This window comes from Paraburkholderia sp. JPY419 (genome assembly GCF_050435705.1).
Taxonomy (GTDB): Bacteria; Pseudomonadota; Gammaproteobacteria; order Burkholderiales; family Burkholderiaceae; genus Paraburkholderia; species Paraburkholderia youngii.
The window spans coordinates 3,111,794-3,135,113 of sequence record NZ_JBNDKV010000002.1; the positions used below are offsets into that span (position 1 = coordinate 3,111,794).

Below are 23,320 nucleotides of genomic sequence, written 5' to 3' on the forward strand. Positions count from 1 at the left end.
TGCCGTAGACCCGGAAAGACAAGCGGGGACGCCGGAACCGACCTTTCCGGCGCGTCGACACGTGGGGGTTGGGGAGTATGGAAGCAGTGGCACACAGCGCGGCGGCAACGAAGTTCAACGGCCTGTCGGTCAAGGCGACCCTGCGGATCGCGTTCGCGATCCTGCTCGCAGGCACGCTGCTGATCGGCGTGTTTTCGCTGCTGCAGATCGGCCGGCTGAACGCGTCCGCGCAATCGATCTACGACCAGGGCCACGTCGCGAGCCGCGCCGCCGAGGAAGCTCGCGGCCACATGCTGCGCGCGAGCCGCGCGCAAAAAATGCTGCTGACTGCGACCACCGCGAAGGAGCGCGACGAACTCGGCGCCGACATCGAGCGTGGCCTCGCCGGTCTGAACGAGCAACTGCGCACGCTGCAGCAGTATGTCGATCCGTCCGACGCGAAGGCGGTCGCCGCGCAGAAGGCGTTCGCCGCGGCGATCGGAACCTGGAGCACCCATCTGCGCGACTTCGTCACGCTCGTGAAAGCGCAGCCGCTCGATCTGTCGCAGATGAACTGGCAGGTCGGCACGCAGGACGTGTCGCTGCTCGTCGAAACCGGCAAGCTCGAAAAGCTCGTCGACGAACTCGTCACCCAGCGCGGCACCGCCGCGAAGGCGACGATCGACGCGTCCGGCTTCATCTACCAGTCGTCGTTCGTGATGATCGCGGTGATGACGCTTGCACTGATCGTGCTCGCGTTCGGCATCGCAGCGTGGGTCGTGCGGCGGCTCACCGCGCAGCTCGGCGGCGAGCCCGCGTACGCGAAGGAAATCGCGCGCCGCATCGCCGCGGGCGATCTGTCGAACCGCATTACGCTCGGCGGCAAGGACCGTTCGAGCATGCTGTTCGCGCTGTCCGACATGCAAAGCGGACTCGCGACGACGGTCGCCGACATCGCGTCGAGCGCTGATGCGATCGCGACCGCGTCCGGACAGATTTCGATGGGCAACCTGGACCTGTCGCAACGCACCGAGCAGCAGGCGCTCGCGCTCGAGCGCACCGCGAGCAGCATGGAACAGCTGACGTCGACGGTGCGTCAGAACGCCGACAACGCGAAGCAGGCGAGCACGCTCGCGAACAACGCGTCGGAGATCGCCGAGCAGGGCGGCGCGGTCGTGAGCCGCGTGGTCGCAACGATGAACGACATCAACGACAGCGCACACAGCATCGGCGACATCATCGGCGTGATCGAGGGAATCGCATTCCAGACCAACATCCTCGCGCTGAACGCGGCCGTCGAGGCGGCGCGCGCGGGCGAGGAGGGGCGCGGCTTTTCGGTGGTCGCGGCGGAAGTGCGCAATCTCGCCCAACGGAGTGCTGCGGCCGCGAAGGAGATCAAGGGCTTGATCCAGACGTCGGTCGAGCGCGTCGGCAACGGCTCGACGCTCGCCGCGGAAGCCGGTCAGACGATGGACGAAGTCGTCAAGGCCGTGAAGCGCGTGACCGACATCATCGGCGAGATTTCGGCGGCGTCGTCCGAGCAGAGCGCCGGTATCGAGGCGATCAATCTCGCGGTCACGCAGATGGACGCGGGCACGCAGCAGAACGCCGCGCTGGTGGAGGAGGCCACCGCCGCGGCCCGCTCGCTCGACGATCAGGCACGCGGGCTGAAGGCGATGGTGGGGCAGTTCCGGCTGTAAAAAGCGGCGCGGTGGGAGCTGGAGGCCGTTTCTGGCCCAACGACTACCGTGCAGGTCGTGCTCGCCGCCGGCATCACATCGGCCGGCATCGAGTCGATCTTCACGCGCACAGGCACGCGGTGCGCGAGGCGCTTCGGCCGGATCGCTGACGCGCACGTGCGGCAGCCTGGCTTCCTCGAAATAGCCATACACCCAGAACGAGTGACTATCGACGATCGCGAGCTTCGCGGCGCCGGCGGTCGCATAGTCGCAGCGGAACACCGCGAGGTTCATCGAAAGCCGATTTTGGGCGGTCGCCCATGTACGGACTGCCTGTCGCACGGTAATTATCTGACTGCTGCCAACCCCGGCAGCGACTTCAGATAGACCAACGACACACCTATGTCCCTGTCCGTATTTGAGATGCACTCCGTGGAGCTGTTCTGCCAGCGGCCACCGGGTGCCTGTTATGTCATCTGTGACGAGTGGCACTATAAAGCGTGCCTCGGCAAGGCCGCAGACCGTCAGAAGGCCAGGGCGGAGACCCGGGAGTTTCTCGAGATTGCCGCACTGAATCACAGGGAGTGGGAGGAGGACCGGAAGCTGGTCAGGCGCATCCAGAAGAGTGGCTGGCTGTTTTTCCATAGCGCGCGGCACCGTAACCCTGACACCGATGGCTGGTGGGTCATCGTTGCTCTTCTCGAAGAGGTTCGCCGGGGCAAACTGCTTGCCATTCGAGGTCCGCGTAATAGCCTGTTTCCGTCGCCCTACAGCAGCACGCCGTTAAGGAATCCCGTAGCGAGGACCGGCAGTCATCCGGACGGCGAACCCATTCTATCCGTCGAGTATGCCCCGGCCGCCTGGCAAGCCCAGTTAGCCGCTGCGCGCGAAGCCAGGGCGACACCGCCACACATCGAGATACCACAGGCACTGACCAAGGCGCAGCGGTGGCGGACGCGCAAGGCGCTGATTGCGACGGGCAATGCGGCCATGTCCGGGCGCGTGCGGGCGGCGGCTGAACGGCTCGCACGCAACAATGTCGCGGTGGAGAAGGCCAGACTCTCCGATCATGTCTACGAGCCGTCCAGTCCGGTGCCCGAAGGGTGGGCGAACCGCAGCGGGGATAGGGGGTTTCTGGATCGGTATGGCTTGAAGCCAAAAGACCTGAAGATCAAGGGCTCGGACTTCAGGGCGCAGCTATACGAACCGGATGCGGCGGTCTTCGGTAACGATATGAAGCCCGCCCTCGCGTTTAAGGGAACCGAAATGACGAGTCTGGCCGACTGGTCGAACGACCTCAGCCAGAGCGTGGATATGGAATCGCCCTATTACAACAGAGCCGTCAGTATAGGTAAGAATTTAGCCTTCTCAACAGAACCTATCGACATCACAGGTCACTCGCTGGGCGGTGGCCTGTGTTCGGCTGCATCCGTCGCCAGCGGCAAGGAATGCTGGAGCTTCAACGCCGCCGGTCTGCACCCGAAGACGGTCGAACACTACGGCGGCCAGGTCACGCCATCGAACATCAATGCCTACCATGTGAATGGCGACATTCTGACCGTGGCACAGACGTGGACGCCCCTGCCAGGTGCAGCCGGTACTCCCTATCCCCTGCATGGCAGCGGCTCGCCCCTGTCGCGCCACTTCATCACACAGGCAATTGACGGCATCGAGCAGCAGAAGGCGGAGGACATCACCGTACTTGAAACACTGTCATAGCGAGGCTGAAAGCGATGAAAACACTCAGCCGAATCTTTATCGTGCCGGCGCTGTTACTGGCGCTATCTTATGCGGTTCATGCAATGAAAAAATTTCCCGCCACTGATTTTTTTAGCGGCCCGCAACTCGAACTGGCGCAGGCCATCGAGCGGGGTGACATGGAGCAGGTCCGGCGACTGGCACCGAAGACGGATCTGAGCACGCCTGGGCGCAAGAACATGACGATGCTGTTTTTTGCGTTTCAGGAGGCGTTGCAGCGCGACCCGCATCGGCTTGCGGTTATGTCGGAGGTGGTGAAGGCCGGCGCCGATCCCTTGCAGGAAGTGCCGGATTTTGGCGATCCGCTCGGGGTCGTGCTCAACAGCGCGCATCCGGAATTTCTGCGCGCGATGCTGGACAGTGGGGTTGATCCCAACACCATGATCGAGGGCCGCAGACCCATCGTTTTCTTTGTTGCAAGCGATCGCAAATTGGGCTCGCTCGAGCTGCTGGTGGAGCGTGGCGCAGATGTGAACCGGCGTGATTCATTGCGCAACACATCTCTCTATGAAGCGCTAACTGGCTATGACACCGAGGCAGTCAATTACCTTCTCGATCACGGAGCCAACCCCAACACTTACAACATCAATGGAATCTCGTTCCCAAGACAATTGGAATCGCAAATGGAACATGTAGGCACCACCTCTAAATCAGGTGTCAAACTGGTTGAAATCCGGGATCGCATCATCAGGATGGGCGTGAAATGGCCCCCGGAGACTCCGGCTCAGATACGGGCGCGCTGGGGGGCAAACGCACCGCGCCGGCTCGATGACAGCAAGCTTCCGCTGCCTTGAATAACGAGGCTGAAAGCGATGAAAACACTCAGCCGAATCCTGATCGTGCCAGTGCTGTTACTGGCGCTATCTTCTGTGGTTCATGCAATGAAAAAATCTCCCGCCACTGATTTCTTTGGCGGCGCGCAACTCGAACTGGCGCAGGCCATCGAACGCGGCGACATGGAGCAGGTCAGGCGGCTGGCACCAAAGACGGACCTGAACACGCCCGGACGCAAGAACATGACGATGCTGTTTTTTGCGTTTCAGGAGGCGTTGCAGCGCGACCCGCATCGGCTCGCGGTTGCGTCGGAGGTGGTGAAGGCCGGAGCCGATCCCTTGCAGGAAGTGCCGGATTTTGGTGACCCGCTCGGAGTCATGCTCAACAGCTCTCACCCGGAATTCCTGCGTGCCATGCTGGACGGCGGTGTTGATCCAAATTTGATTTCAGAAGGCACCCCGATAATTTTTGATGTTGCAAAGGAGTCGACATCCGCCTCACTCAAGCTGCTGGTGGAGCGTGGCGCAGATGTGAACCGGCGCGATTCGTTGCGTAATTCAGTGCTATTTGAAGCATTAATGAACAACGCACTCGACCAGATCGACTACCTTCTCGATCACGGCGCGAACCCGTCCACTTACAACATCAACGGCGTATCGTTCCCATTCGCGCTTTCTCATGACATCAACAGAAACGCGCCCGCGCCCGATTCACCGGCCTACAGGAAACTGGTCGAAATCCGGGATCGCATCATCAGGATGGGCGTGAAATGGCCTCCCGAGACTCCGGAACAGATAAAAGCACGTTGGGGAGCCAATCCTCCGCGCCGGCTCGATGACAGCAAGCTTCCGCTGCCTTGACGCAGCTTCACGCTGGCGAGAGGTTAGAAGTTCTTAACCGCCTCGCACACGACAAGGCGGATAGGGCTGAAGGCGACGATGAGGCAGTTCCGCCTACAAAAAACGATGCGCTCGTCAACTCGCGTTGGCCGACGCGAAGTGGGAGTTGGACCCCGTCCCCGGCCGCACGACCACCGTGCAGGTCGTGCCCGCCGCCAGCATCACATCGGCCGGCACCGAGTCGATCTTCACACGCACCGGCACGCGCTGCGCGAGGCGCACCCAGTTGAAGGTCGGATTCACGTCCGCCAGCAACTCGTGGCTTTGCGGATTGTCGCGGTCGTAGATGCCGCGCGAGATGCTTTCCACGTGGCCTTGCAGCGTGCCGCCGCTCATCAGCCGAACTTCGGCCTGATCGCCGATGCGCACGTGCGGCAGCTTGGTTTCCTCGAAATAGCCATACACCCAGAACGAATGACTATCGACGATCGCGAGCTTCGCGGCGCCGGCGGTCGCATAGTCGCCGCGGAACACCGAGAGGTTGGTCACGTAGCCATCGACCGGCGACACGACGCGCGTGCGCTCGAGGTTCAGCTTCGCGGCGTCGAGCGCGGCGAGCGCCTGCTGATAGGCGGCACCGGCGGCGGACGCGGTATGCGTCGCGTTTTCGCGGCTTTCCTTCGACACCACCTGTGAGTCCATGTCCGCACGCCGTTGCGCATCGTCGCGCTTCATCTGCAATTCGACCTTGCGCGCGGCCACCGCGGCCTGCGCCTGCTCGACCGCGATCTGGTAGTGCGACGGATCGATCTGCATCAGCAGGTCGCCCTTCTTCACGAACTGGTTGTCCTTGACCGGCAGATCGACGATCGCGCCCGACACGTCCGGCGCAACGTTGACGATCTCGGCGCGTACGCGGCCGTCGCGCGTCCACGGTTCGTCCATGTAATGGACCCACAGCACGCGGCCAATCAGGATCGCGACGATGAAAATGACGGCTGTCGCGATGAAGCCCACAAGATTTCGGATGGTCATGTTTCGACTCTGATCAACGATAAACGGCGAGGCCGAGAAGGCCGCACACGGACACGAGCAAGCTCGCCCGGAACAGGGAGGGATGCCACACCACGCGATAGAGGCCCGTATAGGCGATCACGCGATCGAGTAGCCAGGTCAGCGCGGCGCCCGCGATGAACAGCAGCAGAATGGCCGGCACATAGGCATCGAGCACGGCGATATCACGCGGCATGAGGAGCTCCTTCTTCTGAGGTGTCCGCGCGCGCGCCGATCGCCGAGGCGAGCGGCGACTGCGGATCGAGCAGCGCGGTACGGATGAAATGCAGTTGACTGAGGATGCGCAGCAGTTGATGGCGTTCTTCGCGCGATGGCGTGAAGCCGGCCATCAACTGCTGTACTTGCGCGATCGCGTCGGCGGTCGTCGCGAGCGCGCGCGCGAAGTGCTGTTCCCGCGGCCGCTCGAACAGCGCCGCGAGCGCATCGCGCAGCGCACGCAGTGCGACGCGCCACGGTGCCGCCTTGTGGTAGCGCGGCTCGTTGGGCAGCGTCGCGATTTCGCGGCGCAGGTCGATCACCGCGTTGCCGACCTCCAACACCGAAAACAGCCAGCGCAGCGTGTCGCGCTTCGTCTCAGGCTCGTTCTGCGACAGCGAGTTGATCTGGAACATCAGATCGCGCGCGCCGCTCTCGAAGCGCGAGCGCACGCGCGCAAGACTCGCGCGGCCAGCCAGCACCACCTGGCGGCGCAGGTCGACGAGCAGGCGGTTGCGCAGCCACGGCGTGGACGGCGGCAGCAGCACCGCGAAAGCGATCGACGCCACCAGCATCGACAGCACCAGCGCGAGCGCGTCGTTCATGAACGAGCTCGGGTCGTAGTGAATCACGTTGTCGGGGCCGGCGAGGAAGCAGAAGAAGATGCAATAGCCGACGCCGTAGCCCGCGAGCTTCGCACGCGTGGTCATGAACACGCCGAGCAGCAGGAACGGCGTGAGCGCGACACACAGCATCACGAAGCCGTCGATGTGCGGATACACGCCGAACACCGCGGTCATGCCCATCAGCGTCGCGAGCACCGTGCCGCCGGCCATCTGGAACGCGGTGCGCTTCGGGTCCGGCGACGACGACGCGAGGGCGCACACGGCCGCCGCGTCCAGCGTCAGCGTCGAGCCGCTCGGCCACGCGGTCGCGATCCAGAACGCGCCGAGCACCAGCATCACGATGGCTGCGCGCAGGCCCGCGACGCCGGCCGCGATCGCGTTGGTTTTCGGTTCGTAGCGCTCGATCCAGCGTTCGCGCGCGTGCGTGTCGACCGCGAGGGACGCGTAGGTCGCCACGTACGCGTGCAGGTCGTCGATGAAGCGGTACAGCAGTTCGGCGCCCGTGTCGAAATCGAGCAACGGCGCGTCGGGATGCGTTTCGAGCTCGTCGCGCGTCGCGCGCACGCGTTTCGGCAATTCGCTCCTGTAGGTGTCGAGCTGCGCAGCGGCGTGCGCGGCGTCGACCGCGCTCAGCACCGGCTCGCCCGACTTCGCGAGCAACGGCGCGATCTCCTTGAAGTACGGCTCGAGCGCGTCGATCGCAATCGACGCGCCGTGGGTGCCGTTCTCGCGCAGACGGTTCATCAACTGATGCAGCGCGTGAAAGCGCGTCGACGCGGTCATGAACTCGCTGTTCAAACGCGCGAGGCGCCCGCCGCGCATCCGCGAATCGGGGCCTTCGAACACGGCGACGCTGCGCGCGGCCTCGAAGCCGACGATGTCGGCGACGAAGCGCGCATTGGTCGCCTCGATCTGCGCGCGGTCGTTGCGGCCGGCCAGCGACGCCGACACGTATTCGACGAAGGCCGAGAAGCGCGCGCGCACAGTGCTGCGCATCTGCTGGCCGGCGAATTGCGGAAACACGAGGCCGCTTACCGCGCCCGCGCAGATGATGCCGATCACGACTTCGGCGACCCGCGTGAGCGCGCTGAGAAACGCGCCGTCCGGATGCTGCCACGCGGGGATGCCGATCAGCGCGGCCGTGTAGCCGGCCAGCACGAAGCCGTACGAACGGAAGTTGCGATTGCGCGCGGCGCCGGCGGTGCAAATGCCGACCCAGATCGCGGTCGTAATCAGGAACAGCTCCGGCTGCTGCGCGAACAGGCCGATCAGCGCGAGCATCACGACCAGACCGACCAGCGTGCCGCAGATCCGGTAGAAGCTCTTCGCGAACACCGCGCCGCTTTGCGGCTGCATCACAATGAACACGGTGGTCATCGCGGTGCGCGGCTGCGGCAGATCGAGTTTCATCGCGATGCCGAGCGCGAGGAAACACGCGGCGAGCGATTTGAACAGATACATCCACACGAGGCCGTCGGTGCGCGCCCAGTGGGCGGCGGCTTGGTAGAGCGCGGCGAACGACGCGGGGCACGCGGCCGACGGGGAGGGCGAGGAGGACATGGCCTTTGTTACTCGGACGCGGGCGCGCTCGGGGCGCGCGAGACGGTGGTGGCGGTGGTGACTGCATTTGTGCTGGCCTTGGCATGCGGATCGGCCTTTGCCTTCGCCGCGCCGCTATCCGCCGAGCCGCTTCTGCCTTCGTTGTTGCCCTTGCCATGCGCCGGCAACGTTTCGTTATCCCGCGGACCGTTGGCCGGATCGTCGAGACCGCCGCCGAGCGCCGTCATCAGCGACGCATGCGCGCCAAGACGCTCGGCCTGCACCTTGGCGACGCCTTCCTGCGCACGCAGCAACTGGTTTTGCGCGACCAGCACGTTCAGATAGTCGGTCAAGCCGCGCCGGAAACCCTCGCGCGACAGATCGTAGTTCCTGCGCGCGGCAGCGACCGAGCGGTCGGCGTCGTCGGCCTGGGTGGTCAGCGAACGGATGCGGATCACCTGGTCGGAAATGTCCTTCAGCGCGGTGACGATCGACTGGTTGTAGCGCTCGACCGCTTCGTCGTAGCCCGCCGACGCGGCGCCGAGCTGCGAGCGCAGCCGGCCGCCGTCGAAGATCGGCAGCGTCAGCGCGGGGCCCACGCTCCAGCTATGCGACGGACTCTTCAGGAACTGGAACAGCGGCCCCATCGCCGCATAGCCGCCGATCGACGCGAGCAGGTTGATGTCCGGATAGAACCCGGCCTTGGCGACGTCGATGCCGCGCGCCTGTGCGGCGACCGCCCAGCGCGCCGCGACCACGTCGGGGCGGTGGCCGATCAGATCCGCGGGCAGCGCGGCCGGCAAACCGGCGGGCGCGGCGAGCGACAACGTCGGGCGCTGGATCGCGTCGCCGGCGCCTGGACCCTTGCCCGCAAGCGCGGCCAACTGATTGCGGCCGAGCGCGATCTTTTCCTCGATCGCGTCGATCTGGCGCTCGTACTCGGGCATCGGCGTTTCGGCCTGGCTCACTTCGAGCTGCGTGCCGATGCCGCCCTTCAGGCGCCGGTTCGCGAGGTCGACGATTTGCTGCTGTTGTTGCAGCGTGGCCTTCGCGATATCGAGCAGCGCGTAGTTCAGCGACATTTCGATATAGGTGCGCACGACGTTCGCTTGCAGTTCGAGCTGCGCGGCGCGCGCGTCGGCGGCGCTCGCGTGTGCGAGGTCGAGCGCGCGCTCGGCGGCGTTCTTGTCCTTGCCCCAGAAGTCGAGGTGATAGGCGAGGGCGAGGGTGCCGGTGTTGTTCCACGACTGCTCGCCGGCGAGCGGCCCAGGCCCGTAGAACACGTTGTCGGGCCATTGTTCGCGCTGGATCGACAGGCTGCCGTTGACTTGCGGCGCGAGCGCGGCGCGCGCGACGCCGGCCATCGACGCCGCCTCGCGCACGCGCGCCTGGGCGACCGCGAGACTCGGATTGCCGGCCTGTGCGTCCGCGATCCACCGGTTCAGCTGCGGATCGTCATAGGCGCGCCACCAGTCGGCGGCGGGCCACTGCGCATCGGCGTTGGCGGCGCGAATCGCGTTGCCGGCGTCGAGCGATGAAGGATTGATCGTGCGCGTTTGCGGCGCCACGCCCCCGGTACTTGCGCATCCGGCGATTGTTAATAGGATCGTAAGAACCGAGGCTGCGGCGATCCCTTTGTGTACCGGAGACTGCACGATTTCCTCCAAATTTGACTATAGAACCTTGTGCGCAATTATATTTTTCGATCAATTGCGGAATAACCGGTAAAGATGCAAGGCATTCTTACGAGACATGAGATAATGGCCATTGCTGATCGTGTAACAATCGCTGCCGATTTTTCGCAACTGTGTTGCATGGGATCGGAGCAAGGGCTAGAGCGCAAACTCCGGTCGACAGAGGATAGGTATGGACACGCTTCAAAACATGCGCGTATTCGTCCGCGTCGTCGAAGCGGGCAGCTTCACGGGCGCCGCGCAACATCTGAATACGACGACGGCCTACGCGTCGCGCGCGGTTTCCGATCTGGAAGCGCATCTGCGCACGCGGTTGTTGAACCGGACCACGCGCCGCATCGCGCTGACCGAGGCGGGCGAGCGCTATCTGCAGCGCTGTGAGCAGATCCTCGCGTACGTGGATCAGGCGGAGGCCGAGGCGAGCGACGCGCACGCGCGCCCGTCCGGCAAGCTCAAGGTTCATGCGATGACGAGCTTCGGCCAGCACTACGTGGTGCCGGCCGTGAGCCGTTACCAGCAGCGCTACCCGGACGTGCATGTCGAACTGACGCTCGCGCAGCGCATGCCGGATCTGCTCGACGAAGGCTTCGACGTGTCGCTGACGCTCGCCACCGTCCTGCCGGACTCGGGGCTCGTGTCGCAGCGCATTGGCAGCGCGTTCAGCATTGCGTGCGCGTCGCCTGCCTATCTCGAGCGGCGCGGCGTACCGCAAACGCCCGCGGACCTCGTGCAGCACACCTGCCTGCAGATGGTGACGCCGGTGTACCCGCCCGACAAATGGACCTTCGACGGCCCGAACGGCGAGGAAGTCGTGTCGCTCGGCTCGGCGACGTTCCAGGTGAACGTGGCCGAGGCGATGGTCGTGGCTGTCGCCCAGGGCATGGGCATCGCGCTGATTCCGATCTACTCGGCGATTAGTGGTTTGCGCAGCGGTGAACTGGTGTGGCTGCTGCCGGAGTACACATCGCAGCAGATGAATCTGTATGCGCTGTATCCGTCGCGGCAGTATCTCGATGCGAAGATCCGCACATGGGTCGAATTCCTGCGCGACGAGTTGCCCTCGACTCTGGCGGCGGATCAGGAAGAATTGCGGCAGTTCGCGCGAACCTGAACGGTCTGCTCGTCAAGCGTTGACGTTCGAGGGGCGCGAGACGTGACAGCCTGTTACACACGCGCCGCGTCGCAACATTTCTTTACTTCTGCCGCGCAGTCGATTTGTTAACGTGTCGTTCACGCGGCGCCGCTCTGGCCGGACGCGCTGGATTCGCCGCCGTTCGGCACCTCGCAACCACTGAAGGACGACACATCCATGGATACGCACCTGATGATCGGCTTGGCCGTCATGTTCGGATTGATCGGCGTCGCCGCGTCGCGCGATTTGCTGCGCCGCATGCGTGTACAGCAGCCGCGGCTCGTGCCGGTCGAAGTCGAGTCACAGGATGCGCCGCGGCGAGAGCGGTGAGCGGGCCCGCTAGAACCAGCTAGATCTCGACGACCTTGTCCCACGCAAACAGCGGATTTTCCCACTCGCGCGTGCGCCGGTCGAAATAGCCGCGCGGATTGCACACCACACGCGTGCCGTCCACCACATAGTCGAACGACGTATGCGTGTGGCCGTGAATCCACAACGCGACAGGCGCGCGCACGAGCTCCGGCAGGTGATTGACGAAGCCCGCCGACACGCGGTCATCGGCAAAGCGCTCGGCGAGACTCAGCCGATGCGGCGCATGGTGCGTGACCACGATCGTTTGGCCGGCGAATGGTTTGGTCAGCTCGCTTTCGAGCCACGCGCGCGCATGCTGGTGCAGCGCGAGCGAATCGGCCGGCGTGAAGTCGCGCGCGGCATCGCGCGGGTCGTGCGGCCAGTTCATCTGGATCAGCCCGCGATAATCGAGCATGACGCGCCGCGCGGCGACGATCGATTCCTCGATTGCTTCGGGCGTCGCGCCGTACAGCGCGAAGTCGGTCCACAACGTCGTGCCGAGCACGCGCCAGCGCCCCTGGCTATCGACGAGCGTGGCGTTGTTCAGCACGTGCACGTTATCGACTTGTGCGGCCGCGTCGAGCGTCGCGCTCTCCAGCGCGCCGAACTCGCCGTCGTAATACTCGTGATTGCCCGGTACGTAGACGACCGGCACCGTGTCGTCGAACGCCTGCGCGGCCCAGCGCGGGCCGGCCGCGTGGTTGTGAATGTCGCCCGCCAGCACGACCAGATCCGCCTGCGCATGCGGGATCAGTTCAGGCTCGTCGTTTTCCAGATGCAGATCGGACAGCACGCGAATCTTCACGGACGCGACTCCTGCGAAACGCCGCCGCGCCGGATCGCGGTGGCTTCAAACATTAGCGTAGCACCTTGCCCGGATTCATCAGGTTCAGCGGATCGAGCGCCTGCTTGATCGCGCGCATCATCCGCACCTCGACGTCCTGTTTGTAATGCGCGGCTTCGTCGATCTTCAGCTGGCCGAGCCCGTGTTCCGCGCTGATGCTGCCGCGGTGAGCATTCACGCTGTCGTAGACGATCCGGTTGATCGGGCTCTGGTACTGGCGCAGAAACGCCTTCGCATCGACGCCCTCGGGCGCCTGCACGTTGTAGTGCAGATTGCCGTCGCCGAGATGGCCGAACGTGACCATGCGCGCGCCCGGCGCGGCTTGCGCGATCGCGGCATCGGTCGCTTCGATGAAGTGGCCGATGCGTGAGATCGGCACCGCGATGTCGTGCTTGATGTTCAGGCCTTCCTCGGCCTGCGCGAGCGGAATGTGCTCGCGCAGATTCCAGAACGCGCGCGACTGCGCGAGGTTTTCCGCGACCACGGCGTCTTCGACGAGACCCTGTTCGAGTGCGGTTTCCATCAGCCCCTCGAACAGCCTGCGCGCGTGCTCTTCGCTTTCGCTGTCCGACAGTTCGAGCAGCACGATTTGCGCATGCGGTTCGGCGAACGGATAACGCATCTGTTCGAAATGCCGGCCAACGAGGCGCAGGCAGAAATCCGACATCAGTTCGAAGCCGGTCAGGAGCGGCCCGGCGACGCGTTGCGCGAGCGCGAGAAAATCGAGCGCCGCATGCGGCGATGCGAGCGCGGCGAGCGCGGTCACGCGCGCGGCCGGCTGCGGATGCAGCTTCATCACCGCCGCGGTGATCAGGCCGAGCGTGCCTTCCGCGCCGATGAACAGGTCGCGCAGATCGTAGCCGGTGTTGTCCTTGCGCAGCCCGCGCAGGCCGTCCCACAGTTCGCCTTGCGGCGTCACCACTTCGAGGCCGAGGCACAGTTCGCGCGTGGTGCCATAGCGCAGCACGCCGGTGCCTCCCGCGTTGGTCGACAGATTGCCGCCGATCGTGCAGCTGCCTTCGGCGGCGAGGCTCAGCGCAAACAGACGCCCGGCCGCTTCGGCGTGCTTCTGCACGTCGGCGAGGATCACGCCGGCTTCGACGGTGATCGTGTTGTTGTGCGGATCGATGTCGCGCACGCGATTCAGGCGACGCAAGCTGATGACCGCCTGCGCGCCGCTGGCGTCAGGTGTCGCGCCGCCTGCGAGGCCGGTGTTGCCGCCCTGCGGCACCAGCGCGACGCGATGTTCGACCGCGAGCCTGACGAGCGCGGCGGCTTGCGCGGACGTGGCCGGGCACAGCACCGCGCAGGCCGCGCCGGTGTAGCGGCGGCGCCAGTCGGTCAGAAAGGGAGCGGTGTCGTGCGGATCGGTCAGGACGTGAGCCGCGCCGATGGCGTCGCAGCAGGCGGCGAGAAAAGCGGTATGTTTCATGTGGATCGGTTGACGGTTCTGAGGCTTGGACGTCAGGGGGGCGGGGTTGGTTCGCCGGTGGTTTGCTTTGCAGCCTGCTTTGCGGCTTGCTTCACGGCTCGTTGCGCCGCGCGCTTGAACGGCCCGACATACGCGAGCGCGCAGGCGAAGAAGACCACGGCGAGCGCCGCTTGCAGCCAGCCGAGCCGCGCGCCCAAGCCATGATCGCTCCAGCCGCGCACGACGCCTTCGGCGAAATACAGCAAGATCAGCATCGACGCCCATTGCATCGTATAGAGCCGACGTCGCCACACGCCGGGCAACGCGGAGAGCAACGGCAACGCCTTCAGCACGAGCAGCGAGCCGCCAGGCCGCAATGGCGCGAGCCACCATTCCCATGCGACCGCCAGCACGATCATCGCGACCAGTGTGATAGCGGCGACGAGCGCGGCGGCGGCTTTGGGCTGCACGGGTACGATGGTTGTGGCTGCCGACGTGCTTGCGGATTCCGCGCCGCTGGCGTCCCGACGGGCGTCGTGGCGTTCGGTTGGTTGCGGATGCGGGTCGTTCACGGCTTTGCGCTCACGGCCGTTCGGACATCGACGCCGCCGTGCGCGCAACGCGCGCACCCAGCGCAATGGCCAGCGTCCGTTCGTCGGCGGAGATGCCGTGGCCGGCCGTGCCCGCGCGCGCGAAATGCGACGCGCCATACGGCGTACCGCCGGTTTGCGTGGTGGTCAGCGTGCTCTCCGTGTACGGAATGCCGACGATCAGCATGCCGTGATGGAGCAATGGCAGCATCATCGACAGCAGCGTGGATTCCTGGCCGCCGTGCAGGCTGCCGGTCGACGTGAACACGCAGGCCGGCTTGCCCGACAGCGCGCCGGATAGCCACTGCGGCGTGGTGCCGTCGAGAAAGTATTTGAGCGCGGCCGCCATGTTGCCGAAGCGGGTCGGTGAGCCGAGCGCGAGGCCCGCGCATTCTTCGAGGTCACGCAGCTCGACGTACGGTGGTCCTTCGGCGGGGATGTCCGGCTCGCTCGCCTCGCAGACCGTGGAAACCGCCGGTACGGTGCGCACGCGCGCCTGCATGCCGGGGACGCTGTCGACGCCGTGCGCGATCGCCAGCGCGAGCTCGCGCGTGGCGCCGTGACGGCTGTAATAAAGCACGAGAATGTCTTTCATAGGCCTCATCATTGAACGGGTATTATAGGGGTTCGGTCCGTTGCACAGGCCATTCATAGCCGTTCGGCCAGGAGGTTCGGCCAAACGCCGCAAGGGGTTCCCGCAGTCCCGTTCTGACGGTTCAGCAAGCAAGGAGGCAGGTTTGTTGGTTAGGGTGCGTTTCGATCTCGACACGCTCAGACGGCTCGCGCAATTCGCCGCGCAACGCATCGGCGAAGACCGGATTCCGCAGGTCGCGGGCAGCCTGACGTTCACCACGATGCTCGCGCTCGTGCCGCTCGCCACCGTCGCGTTTGCGCTGTTCACCGCGTTTCCGATCTTCAGCTCGTTCCAGGCGTCGCTGCAGTTCTTTCTTGCCGATCACCTGATGCCCGCGCAACTGAACGATCAGATCTTCAAGTATCTGAACCAGTTCGCGTCGAAGGCCAAAGGGCTGACCACGATCGGCATGATCATCCTGTTCGTCACCGCGGTGATGACGATGATGACCGTCGAGTCCGCGTTCAACGTGATCTGGCGCGTGCGCAAGGCGCGGCCCGTCGCGCAGCGCATCCTCGTGTACTGGGCGATCATCACGCTCGGTCCGATCCTGATCGGCGTGAGCCTGTCCATCTCGTCGTATCTGTTCACGCAATCGATGTCGTTTAGCGCCGCGCAGCGCATCACACCGCTGATCGAATGGGCGCTCGCCAGCGCCACGCTGCCGTTCACGATGCTCGCGTTCACGATTCTTTACGTTTATTTGCCGAACTGCCGTGTCGAATGGCGCGACGCGGTGGTCGGCGGCGTGATCGCCGCAGTCGCGTTCGAGCTCGCCAAGCGCGGTTTCGGCTACTACGTGCGCCGTATTCCAACGTATACGGCGGTGTACGGGGCGTTCGCCGCGGTGCCGCTGTTCCTGGTGTGGATGTATCTCTGCTGGTTCATCACGCTGACCGGAGCGATGATCGCATCGGCGTTGCCGGCGATCCGCATCGGTCAGTTTCACCGCCCGGTGTTCTATGGCAGCAATCTGTTCGATTCGCTCGAATTGCTCGCGCGGCTGTGCGAAGCGCGTGAGGGCGGCAGACGTGGCTACACGATGCCCGAGCTTGCGCGCATGCTTCGCCGCGACAAGGATACGACGCTGATGCTGTTGCAGCGTCTCGAGGAGATCGAATGGATCGCGCGGCTGGAGGAGGACCATACCGGCCCGCACTACGTGCTGCTCGCGAACCCGGCGCAGGTGACCGTGCAGCGGCTGTACGACCTGTTCGTGATCGACCGCGCGGAGCTTACGTATCAGCTCGAACTCGACTCCACACGGGTTGACGGCGGTATGCTGCTCGCCGCGCTCGACAACGACCAGCTGAAGGTGACGCTCGCCGCGCTCCTTGCCTCGCGCGCGGCGGCAAGGGCGGCGCGACCCGGAAACGAGCGCGTGGCGGCTTCGATGCCGCACCAGGCGGCGTGACAGGGCGGCTCGACTTCGAGCCGCGTTGGTGAAACTACAACGAAATCTTCCCCACGCAGATGTCCTTGAACATCACCCAGTCGCCCATCAGGCTGTAAAGCGGATGACGGAAGGTGGCCGGCTTGTTCTTTTCGAAGAAGAAATGGCCGACCCACGCGAAGCCATAGCCGCACGCCACGGCGGCCGGCAGCCATACCCAGTTGCCGGTGGCGAGCGCCATCGCGAGAAAGCCAATGACTCCGAGCGAGCCGACGAAATGCAGCCGCCGCGACGCGATGTTGCGATGCTCGCTCAGGTAGTACGGATAAAACTCCGCGAAGCTCGCGAAGTGATCGGTATGTGCTGTATGAGCCATAGCGGCCTCCGGAGGCTGAAAAAGACAGCTTCAATCATTCTCCGGCGATCGCCTGCCTAACGCAACCTGGCCATTCGGCCGATGGCGCGGCGGGTTCGGCGTGGGTATCGTCGTGATTCAGCGCCCTTCGTGCGCTGCCCGCGTGGCGAAGCTGTACAGCGCATCGAGCGTCGCGTCGGGTTGCTCGGTCATCAACGCGTGGCCCGCATCGAGCGTGACGGTGTCGACCGGCGTGCCCGCCTGCGCGAGCGCATCGGCGAGCGCTTTCGCCGCGCGCGGCGGCGTCATCGCGTCGCGGCGGCCGACGATCAGGCGCGTCGCGCAACGCACCTGCGCCGCGCGGGCGAGGCCGTCCGCATAGGTATGGCAGGCGGTGAAATCGGTGTGGAACAGATGCGGTTCGCCGCCGGCGGACACTTGTTCCATCAGCCGCTGGTTCATACCGTGCAGCCAGAAGCCGGGGCCGGGGCACGAGGGCTTCGCGGCGAGCGTCGAATGCGACCACTGGTTGACCATGTCGATCGCCTCGGGCTCGCGATTGAGCGCCGCGTCGAGCAGCGCGTCGGAGACCGTCATCGGCAGCGCGGTCGCGAGCAGCGCAAGATGCGTGGCGCGCTGCGGATAGCGGCCGGCGAAGTCGAGCGCGATCAGCGAGCCCATGCTGTGACCGGCGACGAACGCACGCGTGACGCCCACGGCATCGAGCAGCGCGGCGAGCCAGTCGGCCAGCGCGGCGATGCTGACGAGCGCGGGGCCGGCGCTGCGTCGGTGGCCCGGCAGGTCGAGCGCGAGCACGCCGAAGCCGTGATGCGCGAAATAGCGGCTTTGCAGCGCCCACACGCTGTGATCGTGCTCGGCGCCGTGGATGAACACGGCGGTCGGCAGGCCCGGGTCGAAGGGTTTGCCGCCGCTGTAGGCGTAGGCCGGTTTGCCTTGGACGGTGACGATCATGGGGACTCCGGGCGGGCGGGGGCGTTCGTGGCGGCGGGCGCCGCAGCGGCGGTTCTTTGCGCGGCCTTCAGCGCGCGCTTGAGATCGTCGATCAGGTCATCCGGATCTTCGAGCCCGATCGACAGACGGATCGTGCCTTCGGTGATACCGGCGGCGGCGAGCGCGGCGGCATCCATGCGGAAGTGCGTCGTCGATGCCGGGTGGATCACCAGCGAGCGCGCGTCGCCGACGTTCGCGAGGTGCGAGAACAGCGTCAGCGCTTCGATGAAGGCGCGCCCGGCCGCGCGGTCGCCGCGCAGGTTGAAGCTGAACACGGCTCCGGCGCCGCGCGGTAGCAGCCGCTTCGCGAGCGCGTGGTCGGGATGCGTCGGCAGCTCGGGATAGGCAACCGATTCGACCACCGCATGAGCGGCGAGAAACTCGACCACGCGGCGTGTGTTGGCGACGTGCCGCTCCATGCGCAACGGCAGCGTCTCGATGCCTTGCAGCAGTTGCCACGCGGCCTGCGGATGCAGGCACGCGCCGAAATCGCGCAAGCCTTCGCGCCGCGCGCGCAGCAGGAACGGCGCGACGGTGCTTTCCTCGGCGAACACCATGCCGTGGAAACCGTCGTATGGCTCGGTGAATTCGGGGAAAAGGCCGGAAGCCTCGAAGTCGAACGTGCCGCCGTCGACCAGCACGCCGCCGATCGTCGTGCCGTGGCCGCCGAGAAACTTGGTCGCCGAGTGGTAGACGAAGTCGGCGCCGTGCTCGAACGGGCGCAGCAGGTAGGGCGTCGTGAAGGTCGAATCGACCAGCAGCGGCACGCGGTGCGCGTGCGCGATCGGCGCGAGCGCGGCGATGTCGAGCACCTCGAGGCCCGGATTGCCGAGCGTTTCGCCGAATAGCAGGCGCGTGTTGGGGCGCAGCGCGGCGCGCCACGCGTCGAGGTCGCCGGGCTTCACGAAGGTCGTCTCGATACCGAAGCGCCGCAGCGTGTAGTGCAGCAGATTGTGCGAGCCGCCGTACAGCGCGCTCGACGCGACGATGTGGGAGCCCGCGCCCATCAGCGTCGCGATCGCCAGATGCAGCGCGGCTTGGCCGCTCGCGGTGCCGATCGCGCCGGCGCCGTTTTCGAGCGCGGCGACGCGCTCTTCGAACACGGCGACGGTCGGATTCGAGATGCGCGAGTAGACGTGGCCGGCGCGCTCCATGTTGAACAGCGCGGCGGCGTGGTCCGAGTCGCGGAACGAAAACGACGTGGTCTGGTAGATCGGCGTCGCGCGCGCGCCGGTGGCGGGGTCGGGGGCAGCGCCGGCGTGCAGCGCAAGCGTATCGAAACGGTTGGCGGACATCGTGTGCGGCGGGCCGCGAGGGGCCACGCGAATGATCAGGGTAGGCCGGCCATCCTATCATTGGCGCGCGCCGCTTCAAGCGCTGTTTTCCCGTGGAGTGGACCGCGGATTTGTGCGGCTCGTGCCGGGAGCGGGGCATGCTCGCTATCTGGAAGTCAGATGAATTGGAGCCCCCGAAACCGCGCCCAGCCTTGGCTGGCGGGCCGCTTTCCTTTTATGGGCCTTTCCGATAGGATCGAAACAACCATTTAATGCACTGCAAGATTGGCGGTACGAGGAGATAGATCATGCGAGTCAGCGACATTCTTAAGGTCAAGGGCAACACCCTTTTTACGGTCACGCCGGATACCACGCTGCATGACGCCGTGATTACCATGGCCGAGCACGACATCGGCTCGCTCGTCGTGATGGAGTACGGCGACCTCGTCGGCATGCTGACGTTTCGCGAAATCATTCTGACCTTGAGGGAAAACGGCGGCAGCGTCGGTACTTCGACGATCCGCAAGGTGATGGACGACCATCCGCTCACCTGCACGCCCGAAACCGACGTCAACGAAGTGCGCCGCATGATGCTCGAGCATCACGTGCGTTATCTGCCGGTCATGGAAAGCCGCACGCTGATGGGCGTCATCTCGTTTTACGACGTCGCGAAGGCGGTGGTCGAGGAGCAGGGGTTCGAGAATCGCATGCTGAAGGCCTATATCCGCGACTGGCCGGAAGAGCAGGAAGGACAGGATCAGCAGCCGGCGCGTTGATGCGCGTGGCTCGAAGGTCGCGCTCCGGCCGTCGCCGCGAGCGCGAATCCGCCGACAGGGCGCGCGCGCAAGCGGGCGCTTTTTTTGTGTCCGGGCCGGTGCCCGGATCTGGAGCGCGCGTCGCACCGGCCCGTTTGTCCGCCGCTCCGCGCGCTTCATCGCCATTTTCCGCGCCGTTGTTCTGACTTCATGAACGATCGTCCGTTGCCTGCCGCCCGCCGCGCCGCTCGCGCGCACGAAGCGCACGAATCCCAGTTCCGCCTGCTCCGCCAGCGCCGTTTCGCGCCGTTCTTCTGGACACAGTTTCTCGGCGCGATGAACGACAACGTGTTCAAGATCGGCTTCACGTCGCTCGTGACCTATCAGGCGGCGCGCTTTTCGGGCGTCGATCCGAAAACCGCGGCGTTCCTGATCTCCGCGATTTTCATTCTGCCGTTCGTGCTGTTCTCGGCCACTTCGGGCCAGATCGCGGACAAGTACGACAAGGCCTTGCTCACGCGTCTCGTCAAGACTTTCGAGATCGCGGTGATGCTGGTCGGCGGCGCGGGCTTCTGGCTGCATAGCGCGCCGTTGCTGTATCTGTGCACGTTCCTGATGGGCGTGCATTCGACCGTATTCGGGCCGGTCAAGTACTCGTATCTGCCGCAGCATCTGTCGAAGGCCGAATTGGTCGGCGGCAACGGCATGATTGAGATGGGCACCTTCGTCGCGATCCTGGTCGGCACGATCGTCGGCGGCGCGGGCGCGGGGTTCGCCGAGCATGGCGCGGTGGTGCTCGCTGGCGCGTGTCTCGCGATCGCGCTGATCGGGCGCGGCGTGTCCGGCTTCGTGCCGGCTACGCCCGCGCCGCAGCCCGGCTTGCGCATCAACTGGAACCCGGTCAGCGAAACGTGGCGCAATCTGAAGCTCGCGCACGAAAACCGCACGGTGTTCCTGAGCCTGCTCGGCATCTCGTGGCTGTGGTTCGTCGGTGCGACGTTCCTCGCGTCGTTTTTCAATTTTGCGAAGGACGTGCTGTCCGCCGATCCGGACGTCGTGACCGTGCTGCTTGCCACGTTTTCGATCGGCATCGGCATTGGCTCGCTGCTGTGCGAACGGCTGTCGAAGCGGCGGATCGAAGTCGGCCTCGTGCCGCTAGGCTCGATCGGCATGAGCGTGTTCGCGATCGATCTTTTTTTTGCGAGCCATGCGCTGCCGCCGGCGGGGCATCTGCTCAGCGTCGGGGAATTTCTCGCGCGGTTCGCGCATTGGCGCGTGCTCGCCGATCTGTTCCTGCTCGCGATGTTTGGCGGCTTCTACAGCGTGCCGCTGTATGCGCTGATTCAGAGCCGTAGTCAGCCGAGTCATCGCGCGCGCATCATCGCCGCGAACAATATCCTCAACTCGCTGTTCATGATCGTGTCGGCGTTGATGGCGATGGGCCTGACCGCCGCGGGCTTCGGCATTCCGGAAATTTTTCTCGTCACCGCGCTGCTGAACGTGGTGGTCGCGGGCTACATCTATTCGCTCGTGCCCGAGTTCCTGCTGCGCTTCGTTGCGTGGCTGCTCGTGCATACGTTTTACCGGATCCGGCTCGTGCACGCGGAGCGGATTCCGGAGCGCGGCGCGGCGGTGCTCGTGTGCAACCACGTCAGTTTCGTCGATGCGATCGTCATCATGGCCGAAAGCCCGCGGCCGATCCGCTTCGTGATGGACCATCAAATCTTCCGCTCGCCGTTCGTCGGCTGGCTGTTCCGGCATGCGAAGGCGATTCCGATCGCGCCCGCGCATCAGGATGCGGCGCTGCTCTCGCGTGCCTACGATCTGTGCGCGCGGGCGCTCGCGGACGGCGAACTCGTCTGCATCTTTCCCGAAGGCAAGCTGACGCGCACCGGTGAGCTGAACCCGTTTCGCCACGGCGTCGCCGAGATCGTCAGGCGCACCCCGGCGCCGGTTATTCCGATGGCGCTGCGTGGTCTGTGGGGCAGCGTGTTTTCGCGCGCGGTCGATGCCCACTGGCCGCGTCCGCTCAGAAAGGGCGTGATGAGCCGGCTGAGCCTCGCGGTCGGCGAGCCGATCGACCCGGCGCTCGCGACGCCGGAAACACTGCAGCAGATCGTGACCGAGCTGCGCGGCGCGCGCAAATAGCCTTGGGCCGGTGCGCGGATGCCGGGGTCGCTAGCTCGTCCACTCTCGCCCGCATGCGGCAGCGCTGTCGCCACGCCCGTCTTCGGGCGAGCGGGCTGGCATAATAGCGTTCTCCCCCGAATTTCTTTGGACGACGCTCATGTCCGGCAACACGCTCGGTACGCTTTTCACTGTCACGACCTTCGGCGAATCGCACGGCCCCGCTATCGGCTGCGTGATCGACGGCTGCCCGCCGGGCATGGCGCTCGACGAAGCCGATATCCAGTTCGAACTCGATCGCCGCAAGCCGGGCACGTCGCGCCACGTGACGCAGCGCCAGGAAGAGGACAAGGTCGAGATCCTGTCGGGCGTGTTCGAAGGTCAAACCACCGGCGCGCCGATCGCGCTGCTGATCCGCAATACCGACCAGCGCAGCAAGGACTACGGCAACATCGCCGAGACGTTCCGCCCCGGCCACGCCGACTACACGTACTGGCAGAAGTACGGCATTCGCGATTACCGCGGCGGCGGCCGCTCGTCGGCACGGCTGACGGCGCCGACGGTCGCGGCGGGCGCGGTGGCGAAGAAGTGGCTGCGCGAGAAGTTCGGCACCGAGATTCGCGGCTATATGGCCGCGCTCGGCGAGATCGACGTGCCGTTCGTCGATTGGGCGCAGGTGCGCGAAAACCCGTTCTTCGTGCCGAATGCGCAGATCGTTCCGCAGCTCGAGGCGTATATGGACGCGCTGCGCAAGGACGGTGATTCGATCGGCGCGCGCATCAACGTGGTCGCCTCCGGTGTGCCGGTCGGCCTCGGCGAGCCGCTGTTCGACCGCCTCGACGCCGACATCGCGCACGCGATGATGGGCATCAACGCGGTGAAGGGCGTCGAGATCGGCGCGGGCTTCGCGAGCGTCGCGCAACGCGGCTCGGTGCATGGCGACGAGCTGACGCCGGAGGGTTTCGTCGGCAATCACGCGGGCGGGGTGCTCGGCGGCATTTCGACGGGACAGGACATCACGGTGTCGATCGCGATCAAACCGACCTCGAGCATTCGCACGCCGCGCCGTTCGATCGACAAGGCGGGGCAGCCGGTGGTCGTCGAAACCTTCGGGCGGCACGACCCGTGCGTCGGCATTCGCGCGACGCCGATCGCCGAGTCGATGCTTGCGCTCGTGCTGATCGATCACGCGCTGCGCCATCGCGCGCAATGCGGCGATGTGGCCGTGAGCACGCCGAAGATCGCGGCGAGCGCGCCGTAACGCTGACGCGGCCCCGAGATTGGCG

21 protein-coding genes and 1 pseudogene are annotated in these 23,320 nt (G+C 65.3%); 10 read left to right on the top strand and 12 right to left on the bottom strand.

Annotated features, from left to right (window positions below; translation table 11 throughout):
• The first annotated feature begins 77 nt into the window (after positions 1-77).
• A complete protein-coding gene (locus QFZ91_RS20520; RefSeq protein ID WP_176124008.1) occupies positions 78-1,679 on the top strand; it encodes a methyl-accepting chemotaxis protein in 1,602 nt (533 codons plus the stop codon).
• Here the strand turns inward: QFZ91_RS20520 and QFZ91_RS20525 are convergent.
• Positions 1,634-1,949 (bottom strand): annotated as a pseudogene (locus tag QFZ91_RS20525) (hypothetical protein); the annotation flags it as partial. The gene QFZ91_RS20520 and the pseudogene QFZ91_RS20525 sit on opposite strands and share 46 nt — an antisense overlap.
• Before the next feature lie 111 nt (positions 1,950-2,060).
• On the opposite strand from QFZ91_RS20525, the gene QFZ91_RS20530 reads away from it, so the two are divergent.
• From QFZ91_RS20530 to QFZ91_RS20540, 3 genes are read left to right on the top strand one after another with little or no spacing between them, the layout of a single operon-like run.
• Positions 2,061-3,377, top strand: coding sequence for a hypothetical protein (locus QFZ91_RS20530; RefSeq protein ID WP_429568244.1), 1,317 nt, complete (start codon positions 2,061-2,063; stop codon positions 3,375-3,377).
• A gap of 14 nt (positions 3,378-3,391) precedes the next feature.
• Positions 3,392-4,210 (top strand): ankyrin repeat domain-containing protein, encoded by an 819-nt coding sequence (locus QFZ91_RS20535; protein ID WP_176124010.1) that lies wholly within the window; start codon positions 3,392-3,394, stop codon positions 4,208-4,210.
• Positions 4,211-4,228: 18 nt separating this feature from the next.
• Entirely contained in the window at positions 4,229-5,050 is an 822-nt protein-coding gene (locus tag QFZ91_RS20540; RefSeq protein WP_176380416.1) for an ankyrin repeat domain-containing protein, read from the top strand.
• Positions 5,051-5,164: 114 nt separating this feature from the next.
• On the opposite strand, the gene QFZ91_RS20545 is transcribed toward QFZ91_RS20540, so the two are convergent.
• The 4 genes from QFZ91_RS20545 to QFZ91_RS20560 are packed head-to-tail and all read right to left on the bottom strand — an operon-like array spanning position 5,165 to position 10,118.
• Entirely contained in the window at positions 5,165-6,064 is a 900-nt protein-coding gene (locus QFZ91_RS20545; protein WP_429568245.1) for an efflux RND transporter periplasmic adaptor subunit, read from the bottom strand.
• Positions 6,065-6,077: 13 nt separating this feature from the next.
• The gene (locus QFZ91_RS20550; protein ID WP_013089944.1) at positions 6,078-6,278 is read right to left on the bottom strand and encodes a DUF1656 domain-containing protein; all 201 of its coding nucleotides are present in this window, start codon (positions 6,276-6,278) and stop codon (positions 6,078-6,080) included.
• Positions 6,268-8,484, bottom strand: coding sequence for an FUSC family protein (locus QFZ91_RS20555; protein WP_429568246.1), 2,217 nt, complete (start codon positions 8,482-8,484; stop codon positions 6,268-6,270). The genes QFZ91_RS20550 and QFZ91_RS20555 overlap by 11 nt, the downstream gene beginning before the upstream one ends.
• An 8-nt stretch (positions 8,485-8,492) precedes the next feature.
• Positions 8,493-10,118, bottom strand: a complete 1,626-nt coding sequence (locus QFZ91_RS20560) for an efflux transporter outer membrane subunit (RefSeq protein WP_429568247.1) — start codon at positions 10,116-10,118, stop codon at positions 8,493-8,495.
• Between the two features lie 211 nt (positions 10,119-10,329).
• Between QFZ91_RS20560 and QFZ91_RS20565 the strand changes: the two genes are divergently transcribed.
• Complete coding sequence (locus QFZ91_RS20565) at positions 10,330-11,268, top strand: LysR family transcriptional regulator (protein ID WP_176124015.1); 939 nt, start codon at positions 10,330-10,332, stop codon at positions 11,266-11,268.
• Between the two features lie 198 nt (positions 11,269-11,466).
• Complete coding sequence (locus QFZ91_RS20570) at positions 11,467-11,619, top strand: hypothetical protein (RefSeq protein WP_013089940.1); 153 nt, start codon at positions 11,467-11,469, stop codon at positions 11,617-11,619.
• A 19-nt stretch (positions 11,620-11,638) separates the two neighbouring features.
• Here QFZ91_RS20570 and QFZ91_RS20575 read toward each other — a convergent pair whose 3' ends face one another.
• The 4 genes from QFZ91_RS20575 to wrbA are packed head-to-tail and all read right to left on the bottom strand — an operon-like array spanning position 11,639 to position 15,080.
• A complete protein-coding gene (locus QFZ91_RS20575; RefSeq protein ID WP_176366037.1) occupies positions 11,639-12,445 on the bottom strand; it encodes a metallophosphoesterase in 807 nt (268 codons plus the stop codon).
• 52 nt (positions 12,446-12,497) lie between these two features.
• A complete protein-coding gene (locus QFZ91_RS20580) occupies positions 12,498-13,916 on the bottom strand; it encodes an FAD-binding oxidoreductase (RefSeq protein ID WP_429568248.1) in 1,419 nt (472 codons plus the stop codon).
• Between the two features lie 32 nt (positions 13,917-13,948).
• A complete protein-coding gene (locus QFZ91_RS20585; RefSeq protein WP_429568249.1) occupies positions 13,949-14,467 on the bottom strand; it encodes a DUF2069 domain-containing protein in 519 nt (172 codons plus the stop codon).
• Positions 14,468-14,477: 10 nt separating this feature from the next.
• Positions 14,478-15,080 (bottom strand): NAD(P)H:quinone oxidoreductase, encoded by a 603-nt coding sequence (gene wrbA, locus QFZ91_RS20590; RefSeq protein ID WP_176108068.1) that lies wholly within the window; start codon positions 15,078-15,080, stop codon positions 14,478-14,480.
• A 142-nt stretch (positions 15,081-15,222) separates the two neighbouring features.
• Between wrbA and QFZ91_RS20595 the strand changes: the two genes are divergently transcribed.
• Positions 15,223-16,533 (top strand): YihY family inner membrane protein, encoded by a 1,311-nt coding sequence (locus tag QFZ91_RS20595; RefSeq protein ID WP_429568250.1) that lies wholly within the window; start codon positions 15,223-15,225, stop codon positions 16,531-16,533.
• A 34-nt stretch (positions 16,534-16,567) separates the two neighbouring features.
• Here QFZ91_RS20595 and QFZ91_RS20600 read toward each other — a convergent pair whose 3' ends face one another.
• From QFZ91_RS20600 to QFZ91_RS20610, 3 genes are all read right to left on the bottom strand, one after another.
• The gene (locus tag QFZ91_RS20600) at positions 16,568-16,888 is read right to left on the bottom strand and encodes an Mpo1-like protein (protein ID WP_429568251.1); all 321 of its coding nucleotides are present in this window, start codon (positions 16,886-16,888) and stop codon (positions 16,568-16,570) included.
• 117 nt (positions 16,889-17,005) lie between these two features.
• Positions 17,006-17,839, bottom strand: coding sequence for an alpha/beta fold hydrolase (locus QFZ91_RS20605; RefSeq protein WP_429568252.1), 834 nt, complete (start codon positions 17,837-17,839; stop codon positions 17,006-17,008).
• Entirely contained in the window at positions 17,836-19,173 is a 1,338-nt protein-coding gene (locus tag QFZ91_RS20610) for an O-acetylhomoserine aminocarboxypropyltransferase (protein WP_429568253.1), read from the bottom strand. Before QFZ91_RS20610 ends, QFZ91_RS20605 begins: the two co-directional genes overlap by 4 nt.
• 287 nt (positions 19,174-19,460) lie before the next feature.
• Between QFZ91_RS20610 and QFZ91_RS20615 the strand changes: the two genes are divergently transcribed.
• From QFZ91_RS20615 to aroC, 3 genes are all read left to right on the top strand, one after another.
• A complete protein-coding gene (locus QFZ91_RS20615) occupies positions 19,461-19,928 on the top strand; it encodes a CBS domain-containing protein (protein WP_176108073.1) in 468 nt (155 codons plus the stop codon).
• Between the two features lie 189 nt (positions 19,929-20,117).
• A complete protein-coding gene (locus QFZ91_RS20620) occupies positions 20,118-22,055 on the top strand; it encodes an MFS transporter (protein ID WP_429568254.1) in 1,938 nt (645 codons plus the stop codon).
• Between the two features lie 139 nt (positions 22,056-22,194).
• Positions 22,195-23,295 carry a chorismate synthase gene (gene aroC / locus QFZ91_RS20625; RefSeq protein ID WP_429568255.1) on the top strand — a complete coding sequence of 367 codons (1,101 nt, stop codon included), beginning with the start codon at positions 22,195-22,197 and terminating at the stop codon, positions 23,293-23,295.
• Positions 23,296-23,320 lie beyond the last annotated feature (25 nt).